Genomic DNA, 20,294 nt, shown 5'->3' on the forward strand with positions numbered 1-20,294 from the left:
ACATGCCACAACACCCGGCCAACCGGCGGAGCGACGGGCCGACGGCGGCCGGGACTACCAACAACAACCTAAAAACATCCATAAACATGAACAAGCTATTACTTACATTGACCGTGCTGGCCTGCGCAATGGGCTCGCACGCACAAGACGCCGGCGACTTCGTATATACGAAAGACGGGCGCTTCAAGATTACAGACGGCGTAAACATGCTGCAAAACGGCGACTTCGGGCAGGGCACGCAACACTGGACCACCGACGGCCAGACGCCGCTCAACCCCGACACGTTCTATGTAGACAACCTGGGGCCCGACGGAGGCCCCTGCCTGGTGGCCAACAAGAAAGACAACGGCCCCGGGACGGGCTGCTCGCTGATGCAGAAGGTCGAAGTGAAACAGGGCCGCACGTACTACATCACCTACAGCGTGGCGGCCGGCGAAGAGGTGACCACCACGACAACGGGCGGCAGCGGGGTGAAAAACTACCAGAACATTTTCTTCAACACCGACGGTTCGGCCACGCCGCAACAGCCCATAGCCACATCCAAAAGCTACGGGCTCGACTGGACCAAGATTGAATACTCTTTCACCGCGCCCGAAAACGGCTACGTGGTGTTCCACTTCTACGGCTCTTACGTGGGCACGACGTTCGACGACTTCAAGGTGCTGGCCGCCAACAAGGCCGTAGACGACCGCGAGGCCAACGCCATCATCGAGAGCCTCAACGGCTACCTGAGCAACCCGCTGCTGCCCAACGGCCACGACATACTGGAAGGGTTCATCGGCGACCTGAGGCTGTATGTAGAGCAAAACGACCTCGACAGCTACAACGGAATGCTGGGATTCCTCGACGAATGCGTGGCGCTGTTCCTCGACGAGAACTCGGTGAACGTCACCGGACACGTGAAGTGCCCCGACTTCGACGAGACTTCGGTAAGCCTGGGCAAGGATGTGACCAACGTTGGCGGGCCCGACGGATGGCAGGCGTGGGGCGGACGGTGGACGCAACGCGACATCACGGCCCCGTTCACATCCATCTGGATGAAGCGAGAGATTGACGGCAAGTACATACTTGAGCAGGGAGGACTGTACCAGGTGATGGAAAACATGCCTGCGGGCCAATACATGTTCAGCCTGAAAGTGCGCGCGGCAAAATACAAGAACAAGAACAACGACATCGACTACGACTGCGACTTGCGCGGACTCAAGATTTTCATCAACGAAGACTCGGTAGAGATGCACCCCATACACACCGAAAGGCTCACCACCTACTCGGCCTTCCACAAGCTCGACCAGCCCGGGACGGTGACCATAGGCATATACATCCCCGACAGCGTTTGCAACCGGGTAGACCTCGACAACGCCGACTTGCGCATCATCGGGGCCACACAGGAGGACATCGACGACTACTTTGCCCAGCGCGAAACGCAGGCCGCAAGGCAGCAACTGGCCGAGGCCATCGGCACGGCGGGCCAACTGCTCGGCTCTGAGCTATACCTCTATGGCAAAGACAACCTGCGCGACAGCATCGCCGCGGCGCAACAGGCCCACGACACGGCCGCCGACACCGAGACGCTGGTGGCTGCCAAGGCCGACCTCGACAGTGCCATGACCCACTTCAAAGACATCAACAAGGCATACACGGCTCTGGTGGGCGACATCGCCAACGCCGAGGCCCAGCTGTCAGACCCCGCATACACAGAGGGGCGCGACGCCCTGCAGCAGGCCATAAGCCAAGCCAAGGCTTTCGCCGAAGGGCTCACCACCGAGCATTCGGAAGAGACCGACCTGGCCATAGCCGAGCAGGGCAAGGCCCTGAAAGAGGCCGTCAACGGGTTTGTGGTTGCCAACATCCACGCCGACGAAAAATACATCTGGCTCAGCTGGGCCCAAAAAGAAGGGGCCTCATATACGCCGACCCCCGACTGGGGCAACCCGCTCACCACGAGCTCCGGAGCCACGATGTATGCCGAGACGGCCCTGTTCGCCGGCAACGACCTTAGCGGACGCATAGCCTTCAGCGAGAAGGCGCAGCCCACACTCGACCCCAACCATGGCCTGAGCGTGAGCTACCCGGGCAAGAACTCTACGGTGATGTCGGTGCTCAACCTCAAGGAAGGCGACCAAGTGACCATAGACTACAGCATGGGCAACAGCGGCCACAGCGTATATGTAACCTCGGCCAACGCATGGTATTACGATGCCTCCGGCAACAAGAAGCAGCTTGAAAGCGGCGGCAAGGTGGGCGCCAACCAGCTGGACAACTCGCTCAACGCCGACGGACTGGGCGGCAAGGCGCGCTACACGTTCAACATGACGGCCGATGGCACGCTCGACATCTACCTCGGCTCGTCGGCATCGACAATGCGCATATCTTACATAGGCATTACATACGCCGCGAATGTGGCCGACGCCATCAGCGAAATAATGACGGGCGACAACGCAGACGGCCGGATTTACAACCTTAACGGACAGTTAGTGGGCACGCAGGCCGCAGGCCTGCCCAAAGGCATCTACATCTGCAACGGACGCAAGTTTGCAGTAAAGTGAGCCGGACTGCAGCACGCTGTCAAAGCGAAGAGCAAACTGCCTGTATTCCAACAGCTTACAAAACGTGCCGTTTCGCAAGGCGAAACGGCACGTTTCCTTATGCCCAAAGGCTCTCCTTGCTATGCCCAACGGCCGCAACCGCCATTTCTTTTGCGGCCCACCGCCATCCGGGGCTGCAGCCACCACGCTGCCACGGCCACAGGCGGCCACAACCACCGTCAGCCGGCGGCATGGCTGTCGGCCGCAGAGCGCATGCCGGCCTGCCACTGGGCCGGGGTCACCCCGAAGCGTTTCTTGAAGCAGGTAGAGAAATACTGGGGTGTCTTCATTCCCACCTGGTATGCCACCTCGGCAGCAGTCACGGGCCCGGCCGACAGCAACTCGGCTGCACGACTGAGCCTCAGCTCGCGCAGGTACTCATTGGGCGACTTGCCGGTGAGCGACTTGAACTTGGCGAAAAAGGCCGAACGGCCCATGCCCATGCCGTCGGCAAAGCGGTCGGCCGAAAACTCTGCGTCGGCAATGTGGGCCTCGGCGTAAGCCACTATCTGCTCTTTCAACCTGTGGTCGCGCTCGTCGGTTACCACTGCCGCTGCCGGCTGCCCGGCCGGGGGCGCCCCTTGCCCACCAGAGTTGGCCCCGTCTGCCATGCCGCGCTCCATCAGCCGCCGGCACTGGGCCACCAGCAGCCGAAGGCTGAAAGGCTTGGTCACATAGGCATCGGCACCCACATCGTAGCCCTTTGCCTGCGTGCCCACATCGCCGAGGGCCGTAAGCAGTATCACCGGCAGCCCCCTTGTGCGGCTGCATGAGCGTATGTGGCGGCACAGTTCCATGCCGCCCATGCGCGGCATCCTGACATCGCTGACAACCAGGTCGACGGCCTTGCCGGCCCCGCTGTAGTGCCCGCCGCCGCCATCCAGCCCGAGGCGCACCATGGCCTCCTGCCCGTCGGCTGCGGCCACCACCGTGAAGTAGCGCCCGAGCTCGTGGGCAAGATACCCGCGCACGTCGGCATCGTCGTCTACCACAAGCACCGTCTTGTCGTTCATCGGCGGCATCTGCAGCTCGGCCACAGGCTCCACAAAAGCCTTGCCGGCGTTTGCCGGGCCCGGGGCCACCCCGTCAGCCGCCATGAAATCGCCTTCGGCGTAGGCTTCTCTCGCCACAGGCAGGCTCACGGTAAACACGCTCCCGCCCCCGGCATTGTCGTCGAGGCTTATCACTCCGTGGTGGGCTGCCACGAGCCCGGCCACCAGGTTGAGCCCAATGCCGAGGCTGCCGCGGCTTTGGTTGCCCGTGCTGTATCGGTCGAATATGCCTGCCCGCTTGTCGGCAGGCACCCCTACGCCAGTGTCGGCCACCATCACCACCATGCTTCCGCCATCGTTGCGCAGCCTCAGGTCGACGCTGCCGCCGGCCGGGGTATACTTGATGGCGTTGTTGAGCAGTTCATACACTATCTTGTCGAGAAACCCGCGGTCTACAAACACCTCCCATCTCTTGCACTGTGGGGCGAAGCGCAACGCCACGCCCTTGCCCTGGGCCACGTCGTGAAAGGAGTCGGCAATGCCGCGAAGGAAGCCCACCACCTCTGTCAGCTCGAGCGACAGGTGCAGCCGGTCTTCCTGCATGCGCCTGAATTCAAGCAGCTGGTTGACGAGCCTCAGCATGCGGTCGACACTGCGCTGCATCCTGTCGATGGGCATGCGCAGGTCGCCTATGCTGCCGCCCACCTGCCTTATGCGCTCCATGCTGCCGGCTATCAGTGTGAGCGGTGTGCGGAACTCGTGGGAGATGTTGGTGAAAAAGTCGAGCTTAAACTGCGTCAGGCGCTTCTCGACGGCTATGTCGCGCCGCAAGCGGTAGACGGTGTGAAGGTAGCGGTAGGCCACCATGGCTGCCAGAAACAGCACCACGCAGTAGACGGCGAAAGCCGCCGGCGAGGCCCACCACGGCGGTAGCACGGTGAGGGCAAACGCGGCCCGGGGCTCGGTCCACGTGCCGTCGTCGCCGAGGCAGCGCACCCTGAACACGTATTTGCCCGGCGGCAGGTCGTTGTAGGAAGCGAAGTTGAGCTCGGTGGCCGCGCTCCAGCCCTTGTCGCAGCCCTCCAGCATATATGAGTAATGCGTGGGCTGCAGGCGCAGGTAGTTGAAATTGGAAAAACGGAATACCACCGAGCTCTCGTCGTGGCCCACCACCAGGGCCCGCCCGCCGCCGTCGGCGCCGGCACGACCCGTCCGGGGCAGCGTCCACGACGGCACACCGTCGACCGACACCTCGGTCACGTCAACTTGCTGCGGCACCCTCGTCGCGGGCCTGAAGTCGCGGTCTACCACCACAAGCCCGCCCAGGGTGCCGAACAGCATGCGCCCGTCGGCCAGGCGCAAAGCACAGTTTTCGCTGAAGAAGTTGAGCTTGGGGTCGTTGTGGAAGTACAGGTATTCCATCTTGCGGGTAGATGGCGAATAGTAGACGGCGCCGTCTTGGGTGGTTATGCATATCCGTCCGTGGCGGTCTTCGCCCACCGACTGCACCACGTCGCTGGGCAAACCGTCTTTAGCAGTAAGTCGGATGTATCGGCCGCGGGCATCGGTCGTGAGCACGCCATGGCCGTGGGTGCCTATCCACAGTCGGCCCTTGCTGTCGGCGAAAAGGCTGTATACGGGATAAGGCAGCAGCCTTTGGTAGGCCGAGGTGTCGGCCAGCAGGCTGTCGGGCACAAAGCGGTAGAGGCCGGTCTCGGCGCCTACAAGCATGCTCCCGTCTTTGCCGAGGAGCATGGTGTGTGGGGTGAGCCCGCTGTTTCCCAACTGGAACGCACGCTCCGAGTACTCGCCGCCGGCCGTCAGCGCCGACATGGCTACAGCCCCGTGTATGCCGCACTTCCATATTCGGCCGCGGCTGTCGGCCGTCAGGCAGTCTACGCGCCCCGAGCCGTGGCGCACGCCATCGACATACACCCCGTCGAAGCGCGTGCCGAGCCACAAACGGCCCTGCCCGTCGGTGCCCGCCGAGAGCACCCCGCCCAAGGCCGGGCCGCGCTCGCGCAGTGAGCGCAAGTCGGGAGCGGCCTCGAAAAGCTGCCTCTTGTTGGCCACCAGTATGCTCCCGCCAGGCAAGCGGCTCACCATCCTTATGTCGAGGGCCCACTCTTCGGCGCACGCGCCAAGGCCGACGGCGGCATACTGACGGCGCACGGCACGCATGCATACAATCCCGTTGTTGCGTACGGCAAGCCAAATGTTGCCGTCGCGGTCTTCCATCATGTAGACCACGTAGTCGCTCCCGAGCAGTCCGCCAAGGCTTTCACGGGTGATGTGCGTCATTCGGCGGCTTGCCTTGTCGTAGACAAACACCCCGTTGCCATTGACAGAAACCCAGATGCGCCCGTCGCCATCGGTCACTACCTTGCACTTTATGTTGTCGGTCTCGCCAAGGAGCGAGGCATCGAACACCTTCATCCTGATGCGCCCGGAGCCGGCGCGGTCTACATACTCGAGCATCCCGTCAGGCGACACGGTGACGCCGTTGCCCCGGTTGTCGCTGAAATAGCCCCTGCCGAACGACTTGCGCTGCCTGGCCGCCGCCAGCCGCAATGGTTGCACCACCGAGTCGGGCACATAGCTGAATGCATAACCGTCGTAACGGTAAGATGAATAATGCGTGGAGAAATACATGAACCCCACGGAATCCTGGTATATCTCCCTCACATTGTTGTCGGGCAAGCCGCCCTGCGCCCTCGTGATGCGCACGCCCACAATCTCGTCGTCGGACGGACGGGCTGCCAGACTGACCAACGACAAAAGAAAAAACAAGAATTTCCTCATAACGACAACCGGCAGACTGGGCTGCCTCATGCCGCAAATTTACGAATAATATTCCGCAACCAGCAACGCAGAGCGGACAAAGTTGGGCCATGGCATGAAAAATACCAACATTCGGCCCGATTTGTTTTGTGCTTTACAACGATTTGAGTAACTTTGCCATGCAACAACCAAGGAAGTATAACCAACTAACCAAACGAAAATGAAAATGACATTATTGTCTTTGGCCGTCTTGTGTGCCACAGGCAGCCAAGCCCAGGACAACAATCTCAAGTGGGCCCTGGAAGAGCCCAAGAGCGGCGCGACCGTGCTCATGGGCGACGTTAGTTTCTTGCTGGCATCCGACTGGCAGGACACGTTTGCCATCGTATGCAAGGACGGAACGGTGGTGGCCGGCGCAGAAAAGGTGAACGTGGTCAAGGCCGAACCATCGGGGATAAATGGCGTGACCGGCACGGGCGCCACCCCGCAAGTGGCCATCAGCGCCTCGGGAACGCTCACCCTGACCGGCTGCAAGGCCGGCACGGCGGTCGGCATATACGACGCGGCGGGGCGCAAGGCATCAGGCTGCGTGACCGACGGAGGCAGGACCGACATCGACGTGAGCCGGCTCACACCGGGAATATATGTGTTCAAGGCCGGCGACACGGCGGTAAAGTTCATCAAAAAATAAGCGGGAGGAAGGCGTATGACAAGGAAAGCTATACTCTTGGCAGCCGCGATGACATGCATGGCGGCATCGGTGAGCGCCCAGTTCGTGGCCGAGAAGAACAACGGCGAGACGGTGACGATGGGCGGCAACAACATGACGATAACTCAAAAAGGCGACGCCGACGAGTGGACAATAGGCGGGACAGACATCAGCGACATCAAATCGATAAGCATAACACCGCTGTCAGAAAGGCTGGGCAACTACTCGGCGCCCGACTACGCCGACTATTACAGGGCCATATCGTCATGGGAGCAACGCGACAAATGGAACCTGGCCAACGTGCACGACCCCTCGGTGGTGAGGGCCGACGACGGGTATTACTACATGTACACCACCGATGCCAGCTTCGGCAACGTACACCACGGGCACGGGCACTTCATGTGCCGCCGCTCGAGAAACCTCGTCGACTGGGAGTTCATGGGCACCACCATGCCCTCGCTGCCGTCGTGGGTGGAGCCAAAACTGAATGAGATACGCGCCGCCATGGGCCTGGGCAAGAGCACGGCCGACTTCGGCGACGACACTCAGTTTGGCTTCTGGGCGCCCTGTGTGCGCAAAGTGAAAAGCGGGCTCTACCGCATGTACTATGCCATCACATGCCCGGGCACCATCGACGGCGACGGCACATGGACAGAACGGGCCTTCATAGGACTGATGGAGACGGCCACGCCGGGCGACGTGAACAGCTGGGTGGACAAGGGATATGTGGTGACCAACGCATCGGACAGGGGCCTGAACTACCACGTCAAGGCCGACAACTGGGCACAATGCTACTTCAAGTGGAACGCCATCGACCCCTCGTACATCATCACCCCCGAAGGGGAGCACTGGCTGATATACGGCTCATGGCACTCGGGATTTGCCGCCCTGCAGATTGACCCCGACACCGGCAAGCCGCAGAAGGAGCAGGGCAACCCGTGGGGAGGCGACATTTCGGCCTACGGACAGATGGTGAGCACGCGGCAGATGGGCAACCGCTGGCAGGCGTCAGAGGCTCCCGAGGTGGTATACCACGACGGCTACTACTACCTTTTCATGGCTTACGACGAACTGAGCGTGGCTTACAACACGCGGGTGGTGCGCTCGCGCAACATCACAGGGCCCTATGTGGGCATCGACGGCACCGACGTGACCAACCGCGGGGGCGAGGCCTACCCGATAGTGACCCACCCCTACAGTTTCTCCGAGAGCTGCGGATGGGTCGGGATAAGCCATTGCGCGGTGTTCGACGACGGCGAAGGCAACTGGTTTTACTCGTCGCAGGGCCGCCTGCCGGCCAATGTCTACGGCGACGCCTACAGCAACGCCATCATGATGGGGCAGGTACGACGACTGATATGGACTGAAGAGGGATGGCCGGTGGTGCTGCCCGAATGCTACGGGGCCGTGCCACAGGCCGCCATCGACGAGAGCGAGCTGGTGGGGCAGTGGGAAAACATTGCCCTCGACTATGGTTATCAGCACCAGGATGTGGCGACGGCCATCACGCTGAGAGCCGACCACACCGTTGGCGGGGCACCCATGGACGGGCTGCGATGGACTTTCGACGCCCGGGGCAATGTGCTCACCGTGGGCAGCACGAAGCTATATGTGGCGCGCGAGGCCGACTGGGAGACTGCGCCGAGGCGCGCCACGCTGGTGTATGCCGGCCTTGACGGCAAGCAGACGCTGTGGGGCAAGAAGTCGCAAAAGCATACTACGTATGGCGCAACCGACAATACGGCGGCGTTCTGGACGGCGTTCTCGCCGTATTACAGGGCCGACTCGGGCGACTGCACGTTCCACTTTGACTTCACAAACCATACCGACCGGGCCGAGGCATGGAACAACTGGATTCTCGTAATAACCAACGGCAAGGAGCGGGCGGCCAAAGACTACAAGGAGTATGCCGTGATTCGGGCCGACGCCTACGGATGGGGCGACTTTGCCAACGACGCGCAACGCAAGGCGGGCATGGCCAACGACTACGACTGGACTACGTTCAACGACGACATGGACGGCGCAAAGGTCGACCTTACGCTGGGCATCAAGGATGGCAAGATGGACATGACGGCGATAACAACCACGGCCGCCGGCAAGACGTTTACATACACATACACCGTCAGCGGACTGCCCGCCGGGGCCAAAGGGGCGTTCCTCACCATGGAGAAAGCGCACCTGGTGCTCAACACCGACGGATGCTATATGAATTAAAAATTAAGAATCAAGAATTAAGAGAACATGCACGGACGTACTCAAACGAAACGATTCTGAATTAAGAATTGAGAGTTAAGAGTTAAGAAAACATGCCCGGAAGTACTCTGTGGCGGCTATTTTGTCTTTTGCATTGTGCATTATGAATTAGCAAATCGTGTTTTATGAATAAACTCTCTTTGTTATAATATTTCTTGATGATAATCAGGGTATATCTCATTAAGGGTCATTTCAAGCTATGAAATGGCCCTTTTTGTTGTGCCAAAAGGGCCATACGGCAGGCCGTAACGTGCCGTTTTGCACGTCAAGGCACACTGCACAGGGAGACCACTGGCAATCAACGGATTAGCATTTCATACAAAAATCTTGTGCAACAAGCGCATTGTAAAGATTCCAGCAGATGATTAAGGAGTAAGAGCTAAGACTACTTGAAAAGACGACTATATTGAAATGAATAATCCACAATACACAATGGATAATTCATAATGCACAATGCAAAATTCAAAATAGCCGCCACAGAGTACTTCCGTGCATGTTTTCCTAACCCTTAATCCTTAACTCTTAATTCTAAAAAATCTTCGGCCATCCGTCTTCCGTCCATGCCATCGGGCGCTGCACAAGTATCGAGGCGCCACCGCGGGGTATGCTATAGCCGTGGCAGATGAATATGTCGGAATCGCCGAAACGGTAGGCTGCGCTGTGGCCGGCAGCCTCAAACTCCCTCTTGTCGCCCTCGAACACCAGCGTGCCGCCGCCATCGCGCATGTCGCGACCGTCTTTGTCGAGATACGGCCCGGCCACGGTCTTGCTGCGGCCCACGGCCACCCGGTATGTGCTCTCCATGCCGCGGCAACAGTAATCCCACGACACGAAAAGGTAGAAATAGTCGCCGTGGCGGAAGATAAACGGGGCCTCGATGGGGTTGGCGCGTCCCGTGGTGGTGCGGCGCGCTATGGTTTGCGGCCTGGCCCCTGCAGCCACGTGCATCGTAGAGTCGAGCCCGACGAGCTGTATGCCTCCCCAGAATGAGCCGTAGGCAAGCCACGGCCGGCCATTCTCATCGATGACGAAATTCGGGTCGATGGCATTCCAGTTGTCACGGCCCTCACGCGAGCACACCAGCGGCCCCTCGTCGCGCCACCGTGCCCCCACGGCAAGCGTTGGCGACGACGCCAGCCCTATGGCCGAGGTGCGCTTGCCAAACGTTGAGCAGCTGTAGGCCATCCACCAGCGCCCACGGTAGCGTATGACGTCGGGGGCCCACACATGGCGGCGGAAGCCCGGCACGGAGTCGTGCGTCCACTGCGGTATGCTGTCGAGCACAGGCTCAGCGTGCACCGTCCATGTGCGCCTGTCGGCCGAAGTGGCGTGCTGCAGGCCGTTGCCAGTGCTGAACACGTGATAAACGCCGTCTTCAACGGCCATCACGGGGTCGTGTACCATTAGCGTGTCTGTGGTGAATGAGTGCCGCCCGTGCGGCTTACGGTCTTGCGCCACGGCCGCAACAGAGGCAAGCGCAAGCATTGCTATCAATGTATTTCGCATGAAACAGTTTTTTGTTTTGCACCATACATACCGCCTGCCCCCGGCACAATGGCACGCGATTGGCGTGCAGATGGCCTGCCGCCATTGCCCGAGGCGCCGTCGGCCAGGTCGGGGCGAGGCTGCAGGCAAGATGCCGGCAATGGGCCGCTATCGCTTTGAGGGCATAACGCAGATGTCTGAACAAACATCATTCGGTATAATGTACGGTTTGGTTTGAATATGGTCTATAGAAAAGGCAGGGCCACAGCGGATGCCCGCAAGGCCATCGGCCCAACAGCATCCCGGGCGCGGCAGGGCACGACCGGCCGCCGAGGAGCCCCCGGCAACGGCTGTACGGTATTTAGGCCACTGCGTGTCAATACAGCAAGACAAGTCCGGCAACGGCACTGTAGAGTATCATCCGTATCGGGTTTATCTTGAGAATCTTTGTCCCTATGAACGTGGCGGCAAAGAGGGCGACGCTAATCCAGAACTGCCAAGGGTTCTCGTCGGGCGACGAGAAGTTTTCGCGGGTCATCAGCAACAGCGTTGCCGCGCCGAGCAAGCCCACCACCGCAGGGCGCAGACCGGCAAAAACCGACTGCACGGCCTGCGTGTTCATATACTTGATGAACAGCCGGCTGATGAGAATCATCAGTATTATGGACGGCAACATGAGCGCAAAGGTGGCCAAGGCGCTGCCCACAACCGACATGGAATAGCCGTAGCCGGCGTTGTGGACGGCCGTGAAGCCACAATAGGTGGCGCTGTTGATGCCTATCGGGCCGGGCGTCATCTGGCTTATGGCCACTATGTCGGTAAACTCGCTCGTGGTCATCCAATGCCAGTGATGCACCACCTCGCCCTGTATGAGCGACAGCATGCCATAGCCTCCGCCAAAGCCGAAAAGGCCGATAAAGAAAAAGGTGACAAACAAATTGACGAATATCATCATTCTGTGGGTTTGATATACTTGCCGTAAACATAGCCGCCAAGGCCGGCCAGGATAATGATCAGGATGGGCGAAACGCCGAAAGCCCATATCGCCAGCGCCCCGGCGATGGGTATCCAACAGTTGGCCCAGCCCACCTTGGCGCTGCGCGCCAAGTCGAAAGTGGGCACGGCAATGAGCGCAACCACCGCCGGGCGTATGCCGCGGAATATGGCGGCCACCACGGGATTGTCGTCAAACTGATGGAAAAACATGGCTATGAGCAGTATGCAAAGAAACGACGGCATGGCTGTGCCTATCGATGTGCACAGCGCTCCGCGCGTCTTGCGCAGCCTGTATCCTATGAACGTGCTCAGGTTGATGGCAAAAACGCCGGGGCAACTCTGGGAGATGGCTATGAGGTCTATCATCTCTTCCTTGGTCACCCAGCCGCGGCGGGCCACCACCTCCTGCTCTATGAGCGGTATCATGGCGTAGCCTCCGCCCAGGGTAAACATCCCTATCTTGAAGAAAGTGGCAAAACTCTCGATGTAAATGTTGCGCATTGGCTAAGTGAATTTAAGCAAACGCTGAAGCCACGGGCCACCCGGGGCATGGCAAAGCCCCGGGTGCCACATGGTTTCAACGGCCTCCGCAGACATTCATGTCACGAAGGCCACTATATTGTATGCCTCACCCCCTGTGGCTCTCCACCCACTTGCGGGCATTGACGAATGCCTCAATCCAAGGCGTCACCTCGTCGCGGCCGCGGCGGTTGAGCGGATAGTAGGCGTTGTTCCAGGGGAAGCAGGCACGCTCCAGGTGGGGCATCATGGCCAGGTGGCGACCATCCTTTGATGCTATGCCGGCCACGCTGTAGTCTGAACCGTTGGGGTTGCCCGGATATTCGCTGTAGGCATATTTCAGCACCACGTTGTAATGGTCTTCGGGATAGGGCAGCGAGAACTTGCCTTCTCCGTGGGCCACCCATATGCCGAGCTTCGAACCGCTGAGCGAACCGAACATGACGCTGTCGTTGCGGGGCACGTCTACGCCGAGGAAAGCCGACTCAAACTTGTGCGAATCGTTGTGCAGCATCCTGCCCTTCTTGTCGTCGTCGGGCGTTATCAGGCCCAGTTCCATCATCAGCTGGCAGCCGTTGCACACACCGAGCGACAGTGTGTCGGGGCGCGCATAGAACCTGTCGAGAGCCTCCTTTGCCTTGGGGTTGAAGAGGAAAGCGCCCGCCCAGCCCTTTGCCGAGCCCAGTACATCGCTGTTGGAGAAGCCTCCGCAGAACACAATCATGCTGATGTCGTCGAGCGTTTCGCGGCCGCTGATGAGGTCGGTCATCATCACATCCTTGACGTCGAAGCCCGCAAGGTAAAGCGAATAGGCCATCTCGCGCTCGCCGTTGGTGCCTTTCTCGCGTATGATGGCAGCCTTGACGCCGGTCGGCGTGCGCCGGTCGGGGCTGATGCCATACGTCGACATGAGTCCGGTGAAGCTGTGGTTGAAGCGCAACTGCAGCGGTTGCTTCTTGTAGTTGGCGTAACGCCGGTCGGCACAACCGTTCATGCTCTGGTCGCGGTCGAGCAGGTAAGACGTCTTGTACCACACGTCACGCAGGGCGTCGATGTCGAAATCGTGCTCAAAGTCGCCGCAGACAACTGTCAGCTTGCGCTCCTTCGGCATCGGGTAACCAATCTTGGCATACCCAACCCCCATGTCTTCCATGAAGTCGCGGAACTCAAACTTGTGCTCGTCGGACACCTCGATGACCACGCCGGGGTTCTCGGCGAAGAGCGCCTTGACCACGTCGCCGTCGGTGCAAAGGTCGTGCAGGTTGATGTGCAGGCCGCCGGTGGTGTTTGCGAAGCACATCTCGAGCAGCGTGGTGACAAGTCCTCCGGCCGAGATGTCATGGCCGGCCATCACCCATCCGCGCCTTATCAGCTCCTGCACGGCGTTGAACGCATCGCAGAAGTAGTCGGGGTTCTGCACCGTGGGCACGTCGTCGCCCACCCGGCCCAGGCTTTGTGCGAAGGCGCTGCCGCCGAGCCGCTGCCTGTCAAAGGAGAAGTCGATGTGGTAAAGCGACGCGTTCTTGTCGTTGACGAGCACGGGCGACACCACCTTGCGCACGTCGCTGACCTCGCCTCCGGCCGACACGATGACCGTTCCGGGTGCTATCACCTTGGTGCCGTCGGGATATTGCTGGCTCATGGATAGCGAGTCTTTGCCCGTGGGAACGTTGACGTGGATGGCGCAGCAGAAGTCTGACAAGGCCTTTACGGCCGAGTAGAGGCGCGCGTCCTCACCCTTCTGCGAACGGCATGGCCACATCCAGTTGGCCGAAAGGCTGAGGCTCTGCATCCCGTCGGCCAAAGGCGCCCACACGATGTTGGTAAGTGCCTCGGCCACAGAGAGCACACTGCCCGCCTCGGGCGATGCGAGCCCGGCCTGCGGGGCGTGGCCCAGTGCGGTGGCTATGCCGCTGCGGCCGCGGTAGTCGAGCGCAACCACGCCGCAGTCGCTAAGCGGCAGCTGCAGTTCGCCCTGGCATTGCTGGCGCGCAATCTTGCCGGTGACCGACCGGTCGACCTTGTTGGTGAGCCAGTCTTTGCAAGCCACGGCCTCAAGCTGGAGCACACCGTCGAGGTAACTCTCTATGTCGGCGCCGCTGGCATTCTGCTTTTTATATTCAACGTCGGCATAATGGCGCTCTACAGTCTCGTCGACCATCACCGTCTTTGGCGAATGTCCGAACATCTGGGCCACGTCGAGGTCGAACGGCTTGACGCCGTCGCCCTGCACAAACGAGAAGTGTGCGTCGCCGGTGGTCTCGCCAACGACATACATCGGGGCGCGTTCGCGCTCGGCAATGCGGCGTACGTGGTCGATGTGCTTCTCGTCGATGAGCAGTCCCATGCGCTCCTGGCTCTCGTTGGCAATTATTTCTTTCGAGCTTAGAGTCTTGTCGCCGATGGGCAGCTTGGTCATGTCTATGCGGCCGCCGCATTCCTCTACGAGCTCCGAGAGGCAGTTGAGGTGGCCTGCCGAGCCATGGTCGTGGATGCTCACCACGGGGTTCACGTCTTCCTCGCATAGCGCCCTGACCAGGTTGTAGGCCCGTTTCTGCATCTCGGGGTTGGCCCGTTGCACGGCGTTGAGCTCGATGCCGTTGGAGTAGCGGCCTGTGTCTACCGACGACACCGACCCGCCTCCGAGCCCGATGCGGTAGTTGTCGCCACCCACCACAACAATCTTGTTGCCTGCCTGCGGCTCTTTCTTCAGGCAGTCGCGCCGCGTGCCGTAGCCCACGCCGCCGGCGAGCATTATCACTTTGTCGTAAGCGTAGCGCTCATCGCCCTCCTTGTGCTCAAACGTGAGCACGCTACCGCAGATGAGCGGCTGCCCAAACTTGTTGCCGAAGTCGCTCGCTCCGTTCGACGCCTTTATCAGAATCTGCTCCGGTGTCTGGTAAAGCCACTTGCGCACCGGCAGTATCGACTCCCACGAGCGGTCGCCGCCGTCGGCCAGCCTGGGGTAGGCCGTCATGTAGACTGCCGTGCCTGCTATGGGCCACGAGCCCACGCCACCGCCCATGCGGTCGCGAATCTCGCCTCCCGTGCCCGTGGCGGCGCCGTTGAACGGCTCTACGGTTGTCGGGAAATTGTGGGTCTCGGCCTTCAGCGAGATGACGCTCTCGATGTCTTTCACTGCAAAATAGTCGCTCGTCGACTGGTCGCGGGGTGCAAATTGCTCCACCACGGGCCCGCCGGCAAAGGCAACGTTGTCTTTATAAGCAGAGAGAATCTTGTTTGGGTTTTCCTTGGTTGTCTTCTTGATAAGGGCAAAGAGGCTCGACTCCATCTCCTTGCCGTCTATGATAAACGTGCCGCCGAATATCTTGTGGCGGCAGTGCTCCGAGTTGATTTGGGCGAAGCCGAATATCTCGGAGTCGGTAAGCGGGCGCCCCAGCTCGCCTTCAATCTTGTGCAGATACTCAATTTCTTCCTTCGAAAGGGCCAGGCCCTCCTGCTCGTTGTACTCTTCAAGGTTTTCGACGTGCTTTATCGGCTCCGGCTCGTGGTTGACGGTGAATACGGTCTGGTCGAGCCCGTCGTACATCCGCTGCAACATCGGGTCGTGGTCGGCATCCTTGCCCGACACGGGGAAATACTCTTCGATGCGGGATATGCCATGGAGGTTCATGTTTTGCGTTATCTCCACGGCATTGGTACTCCACGGAGTGACCATCTCACGGCGCGGTCCGACGAAGAAGCCTTCAAGACTTGAGGCGCTCTCGAGGGCGGCCCCGCCATAAAGCCAACACAATTCTTTGATTTCGTCCTGACCCAACTGATGGTCAGTCTCTGTTGCAATCACGCTCTGTTGCGGAGTTCTGAAAAAAAGTATCATGCCTTTATATATATAAAATGTTTCAATGCTACGAGTGGCGGACGGCATGGATGCGACCCGCCGGATTGCGCGCGGCCGTGGCTGCGGCGGCCAATGCGCTGACAAGACCGCCCTGCCTTCGTCGGGCCGAGCGCAGATTGCCTTATTAAAAGACAACGCAAGCAAGGGGAAAGCAAGCTGACTTGCTATTTCCCGAGCGCAGCTTATCTTATGCAAAGATAATGCAAGCGAGAGGAAAGCAAGCTGACTTGCTATTTCCCGAGCGCAGCTTATCTTATGCAAAGATAATGCAAGCGAGAGGAAAGCAAGCGGGCTTGCTATTTCCCGAGCGCAGCTTATCTTATGCAAAGATACAACATTTTATTGCGTCAACCAAATGTTTGGCCATTTTTAGAAGTGGCAACACCAAAAAGCTGGTGCACGACGCCGAAGCCAACGCCAACACATGGCATGGCGGCAAGGCCGAGAGCACATATCCGCACACAGGCAGCCGCTCACGAAACAGGCTGGGAACAACCGCCAACCGCCAGACACGCCAGGCCACCATAGGTCTCGCGACAGCACATCGGTGTAAAATCCTTTTACCACCCTGGCCAGTTTCTGCAACAAACTGGCCTTCAACTGATTGCAAGACAACCGAAAACAGATTGCAAAACGGCCCATGCGGGCATGCAGAACGGCAGGTCTTGGCCGGTGAAAAGGGCCGTTTGGCAATGCAAAACGGCATCGACACCAACAACACCGGCCCTCTGTAAGCATATTTCACCACGGTTGCAAGCGCATCACGCGCTGAACATGAAACAGCAACCATACGGCTGCCACTGAGAAGCAATGGCGCGAAACGATTGTTTGAAGAAAACATTTTGAAATTACAACGGTTTGTGCTACCTTTGCATAAGATAAGCTGCGCTCGGCAATCGGCTGGCAAGCCCACATTGCCACCGCACGCATTACATTCAAACAAGATAGAATGCAAGTGGCAACAAACGGGCTGGATTGCCCGGAAAATGGCGGCCAAACTGCCAAAATGGGCAAACCGGGCACGTTGCTGCCATGACTTGGCATGGCGGGAACAGCGGCAACAAAACACTAACGACAGCGCCACGGCTCGCCTCGACAACATCAGGCCAAGGCTACGACGGCGGAACGGGCGGACGAACAAAACAAAAACGAGACAAAATGGACAAGAAAGAACTGATGATGAGGGCCATCAGGCTCTCGGAAGAAAGCGTAAGAAACGGTGGCGGACCGTTCGGCGCAGTGATAGCGCGCAACGGCGAGATTGTGGCTGAAGCCTCAAACAGCGTTACGCCCGACTGCGACCCGACGGCCCATGCCGAGGTGAACGCAATAAGGATGGCTGCACGCAACACCGGCAGCTACGACCTGAGCGGATGCGAGATTTTCACATCGTGCGAACCATGCCCCATGTGCCTCGGGGCCATATACTGGGCTCACCTCGACAAGATTTACTATGCCAACGACAGGAAGGATGCTGCCGGCATAGGATTCGACGACGATTTCATTTACAAAGAACTGGAACTGAAACCGGCCGAGCGCCATAAGCCGTCGGAAATATTCTTGTCCGAAGAGGCCAAACGGGCTTTCGAGATGTGGAAGGAGAAAGACGACAAACGCGAATACTGACATTTGGCCCGGCCCGGAGGCTTTCACCCCGGGGCCGGGCCTTTGCATGGCATAATGACACAAGGGCCATGCAAGCAAATTATATTATATCTGGAAAACACCACCGAAACCTTTTATAACGCAAGCCCATGGCCACGCTACAACGGAGGCGCGGTAGGCCGAAAAGGGCATCAATATGCCTTTTGAAGGCCACGCCATCCATGCCGCCTTCTGGGCTGAACGACATCAAACTTCCATTCTTATCCTGTTTGCGCACACAAAATATTGATTTACGTCAAGAATAACGCAATTAACCAACACTTTCCGCTTCAAAGTGTTGGCCAATCCGCAAAAAGGCAGTACCTTTGCAACGTCAAAAGGTTAATAGATTGTTTTAGGTTAGTAATAATATTTATAGTTTTAGGTTTTTAGTTATTGGTAGAAAGAAAGTTTCAAGTGTGATAACAAAGGTCGTCGTGAGACGCTCTTAACTTTCAAAAGGTTAGTATTAGTATTAGTTATGATTCCTGCTTGCCATTATTATTTAATGGCAGCGGGACTCTGGCTAATAAAGCCGGAGTAACAAAAATGACAAGGATTTTTAGTTAAACATAGGCTTGGACGTCGCTGCCCGTTGATGGGTGGTGACGTTTTTTTTGTGCCGCCCGCGCGCCGGGGCTGCCTCACGGCATAGCCTGCGGCCCACGGGCGACACTGCATTTCATGCTTTCTCTATCAGCACTGTGGCGTAGGCGCTGATGCCTTCCTCACGCCCGGTAAACCCAAGGCGCTCGGTTGTTGTGGCCTTTATCGACACGTCATCCTCGTCAATGCCTATGATGGCGGCCATGCAACGCTTCATCTCGGGTATGTGCGGGTTCATCTTGGGCCTTTCGGCGCATATCGTGGCATCGATGTTGCCCACGGAGTAACCCTTCGTGGCTATCAGTTCCACTGTCTTGCGCAACAGCACCTTGCTGTCAATGCCGTCGGTCTCGGCCGCCGTGTCGGGGAAATGATAGCCTATGTCGCGCATGTTGGCAGCGCCAAGCAGCGCGTCGCAGATGGCATGGATAAGCACATCGGCGTCACTATGCCCCAGCAATCCGAGACTGTGGGCTATCTTTATTCCGCCAATCCAAAGCTCGCGGCCTTCCACCAGGCGATGGACATCATATCCGAACCCTACTCTTATCTTCATATTCCTTATAGTATTGATGAATGTATGTAACTCAAAAAAATTGCCGGAACGGCACGGCAAGCAGCCCGAAGCCACCTTGCCGCACCGTCCCGGCACCAGGCCATGCCTCGCCGAGGGCAACAGGTGCCATACCCGGTGGCATCACCTGCGGAACAGGTCTTTTATCCCGTCCATGTCAAACGCCAGCGAGAAGCGCAGCGTCTGGTCGAGCGGGTTGCTCTGCGCCGTAGATATGACGTAGCCCACGTCAAGCGAGAACACGCTCATGCGGAAGCCGCCGCCCACGGTAAAGTACTTGCGGTTGCCCTTGTTCTCGCTTTCGTGGTGGTAGCCTGCACGCAACGAGAACTGGTCATGGTAGACATACTCGGCTCCAACGCTCCATTGTATCTCCTCAAGCTCTTCCTTGAACCCTCCGGGAGCATCGCCAAAGCTCTTGAAAATGCCCGAGATGGAGCTCACATCGTTGTATTCCTCAATGACGCGGTTCCTGTAGTCGGTGGCCGACTCGCCCTCGTTTTGCAACGGAACGGTGGGCACAAGCAACTTGTTGGCGTCGGCCGATATCGAGAAACGGTTGTACTCGTCGATTGGCACCATCAACGAGGCACCTATGCGGAGGTTGGCCGGCAGGAACTGACTGCGGTTGTCGCCGTAATAAGTTATCTTGCTGCCCACGTTGCTTATGTTCATTCCGAGTCCAATCTGGCACTCGCGGCTGCCCATGGTGAAGTAATTGTTGTAATAAAGCGCCAGGTCGGCGGCGAAAGCCGAGGCCGGCGACGACTCTTCGGTGTAGTCGTAGCGCAGGTCGGAGTATATCCAGCGTATCGCCGCGGCAATTGAGAAGTAGTCGCTGAGCATGAGCGAGTAAGCCACATCGATGGACATCTCATAGGGTTTGACGCTCATGGCGTTCTCCTCGGTCGAGGTCATGACCTCGCCGAGCGAGAAGTAACGCAGCGAACCCGACACGGCGCTGTAGTCGCCTATGCGGTAATAGCCGGCAACGTAAGCCAGGTCGATGTCGTTGACGAGCTGGCGGAGCCACGGGGTGTAGTTGAGCGACACGCCCGCCCGGCTGATGCAAAAAGGATATTTGGCCGGGTTCCAGTACTGCGAATTGACATCCGGGTCGGTGGCAACACCCACATCGCCCATTCCCGCAGCCCTTGCGTCGGGCGCAATGGTCTGCGATATGACCGCATGATCAACAGGATTAAACTCGCTCAGCTTGTCTTGCGCATGACCGGCGAGGGCCATCGACACGCACAACAGCGCAGCGTATATTCTCGGATTATGCTTC

At 58.7% G+C, this 20,294-nt stretch carries 11 protein-coding genes and 1 pseudogene; 5 read left to right on the plus strand and 7 right to left on the minus strand.

Annotated features, from left to right (window positions below; genetic code table 11):
* Positions 1 to 86: 86 nt before the first annotated feature.
* On the plus strand, positions 87 to 2,546 hold the full coding sequence (locus M3089_RS10820) for a carbohydrate binding domain-containing protein (protein ID WP_249084079.1): 2,460 nt from the start codon (positions 87 to 89) through the stop codon (positions 2,544 to 2,546).
* A gap of 218 nt (positions 2,547 to 2,764) precedes the next feature.
* On the opposite strand, the gene M3089_RS10825 is transcribed toward M3089_RS10820, so the two are convergent.
* A complete protein-coding gene (locus tag M3089_RS10825; protein WP_249084080.1) occupies positions 2,765 to 6,379 on the minus strand; it encodes a hybrid sensor histidine kinase/response regulator transcription factor in 3,615 nt (1,204 codons plus the stop codon).
* Positions 6,380 to 6,578: 199 nt separating this feature from the next.
* Between M3089_RS10825 and M3089_RS10830 the strand changes: the two genes are divergently transcribed.
* Positions 6,579 to 7,049 carry a T9SS type A sorting domain-containing protein gene (locus M3089_RS10830; RefSeq protein WP_249084081.1) on the plus strand — a complete coding sequence of 157 codons (471 nt, stop codon included), beginning with the start codon at positions 6,579 to 6,581 and terminating at the stop codon, positions 7,047 to 7,049.
* 117 nt (positions 7,050 to 7,166) lie between these two features.
* Positions 7,167 to 8,777 (plus strand): annotated as a pseudogene (locus M3089_RS10835) (arabinan endo-1,5-alpha-L-arabinosidase); the annotation flags it as partial.
* A 1,071-nt stretch (positions 8,778 to 9,848) separates the two neighbouring features.
* Here M3089_RS10835 and M3089_RS10840 read toward each other — a convergent pair.
* The 4 genes from M3089_RS10840 to purL all read right to left on the minus strand — a co-directional run bounded on the left by M3089_RS10840 (position 9,849) and on the right by purL (position 16,161).
* Positions 9,849 to 10,826 (minus strand): family 43 glycosylhydrolase, encoded by a 978-nt coding sequence (locus M3089_RS10840; protein WP_249084082.1) that lies wholly within the window; start codon positions 10,824 to 10,826, stop codon positions 9,849 to 9,851.
* Between the two features lie 355 nt (positions 10,827 to 11,181).
* Positions 11,182 to 11,757 carry a chromate transporter gene (locus M3089_RS10845; RefSeq protein WP_205108173.1) on the minus strand — a complete coding sequence of 192 codons (576 nt, stop codon included), beginning with the start codon at positions 11,755 to 11,757 and terminating at the stop codon, positions 11,182 to 11,184.
* On the minus strand, positions 11,757 to 12,302 hold the full coding sequence (locus tag M3089_RS10850; RefSeq protein ID WP_205107908.1) for a chromate transporter: 546 nt from the start codon (positions 12,300 to 12,302) through the stop codon (positions 11,757 to 11,759). The genes M3089_RS10845 and M3089_RS10850 overlap by 1 nt, the downstream gene beginning before the upstream one ends.
* A 127-nt stretch (positions 12,303 to 12,429) precedes the next feature.
* Positions 12,430 to 16,161: a phosphoribosylformylglycinamidine synthase gene (gene purL / locus M3089_RS10855; RefSeq protein WP_249084083.1), complete on the minus strand. Its 3,732-nt coding sequence runs from the start codon at positions 16,159 to 16,161 to the stop codon at positions 12,430 to 12,432.
* 221 nt (positions 16,162 to 16,382) lie between these two features.
* Between purL and M3089_RS10860 the strand changes: the two genes are divergently transcribed.
* Together M3089_RS10860 and M3089_RS10865 are read left to right on the plus strand one after the other, a co-directional pair.
* Positions 16,383 to 16,916 carry a hypothetical protein gene (locus M3089_RS10860; RefSeq protein ID WP_249084084.1) on the plus strand — a complete coding sequence of 178 codons (534 nt, stop codon included), beginning with the start codon at positions 16,383 to 16,385 and terminating at the stop codon, positions 16,914 to 16,916.
* Positions 16,917 to 17,340: 424 nt separating this feature from the next.
* On the plus strand, positions 17,341 to 17,808 hold the full coding sequence (locus tag M3089_RS10865; RefSeq protein ID WP_249084085.1) for a nucleoside deaminase: 468 nt from the start codon (positions 17,341 to 17,343) through the stop codon (positions 17,806 to 17,808).
* A gap of 700 nt (positions 17,809 to 18,508) precedes the next feature.
* Here M3089_RS10865 and ispF read toward each other — a convergent pair.
* Both ispF and porV read right to left on the minus strand, forming a co-directional pair.
* Entirely contained in the window at positions 18,509 to 18,988 is a 480-nt protein-coding gene (ispF, locus tag M3089_RS10870; RefSeq protein WP_205107916.1) for a 2-C-methyl-D-erythritol 2,4-cyclodiphosphate synthase, read from the minus strand.
* Positions 18,989 to 19,129: 141 nt separating this feature from the next.
* Positions 19,130 to 20,251 (minus strand): type IX secretion system outer membrane channel protein PorV, encoded by a 1,122-nt coding sequence (gene porV / locus M3089_RS10875; RefSeq protein WP_239483527.1) that lies wholly within the window; start codon positions 20,249 to 20,251, stop codon positions 19,130 to 19,132.
* Between the last annotated feature and the right edge of the window lie 43 nt (positions 20,252 to 20,294).

Source organism: Marseilla massiliensis (genome assembly GCF_023336985.1).
In the GTDB taxonomy this organism is placed as follows: Bacteria; Bacteroidota; Bacteroidia; order Bacteroidales; family Bacteroidaceae; genus Prevotella; species Prevotella intestinigallinarum.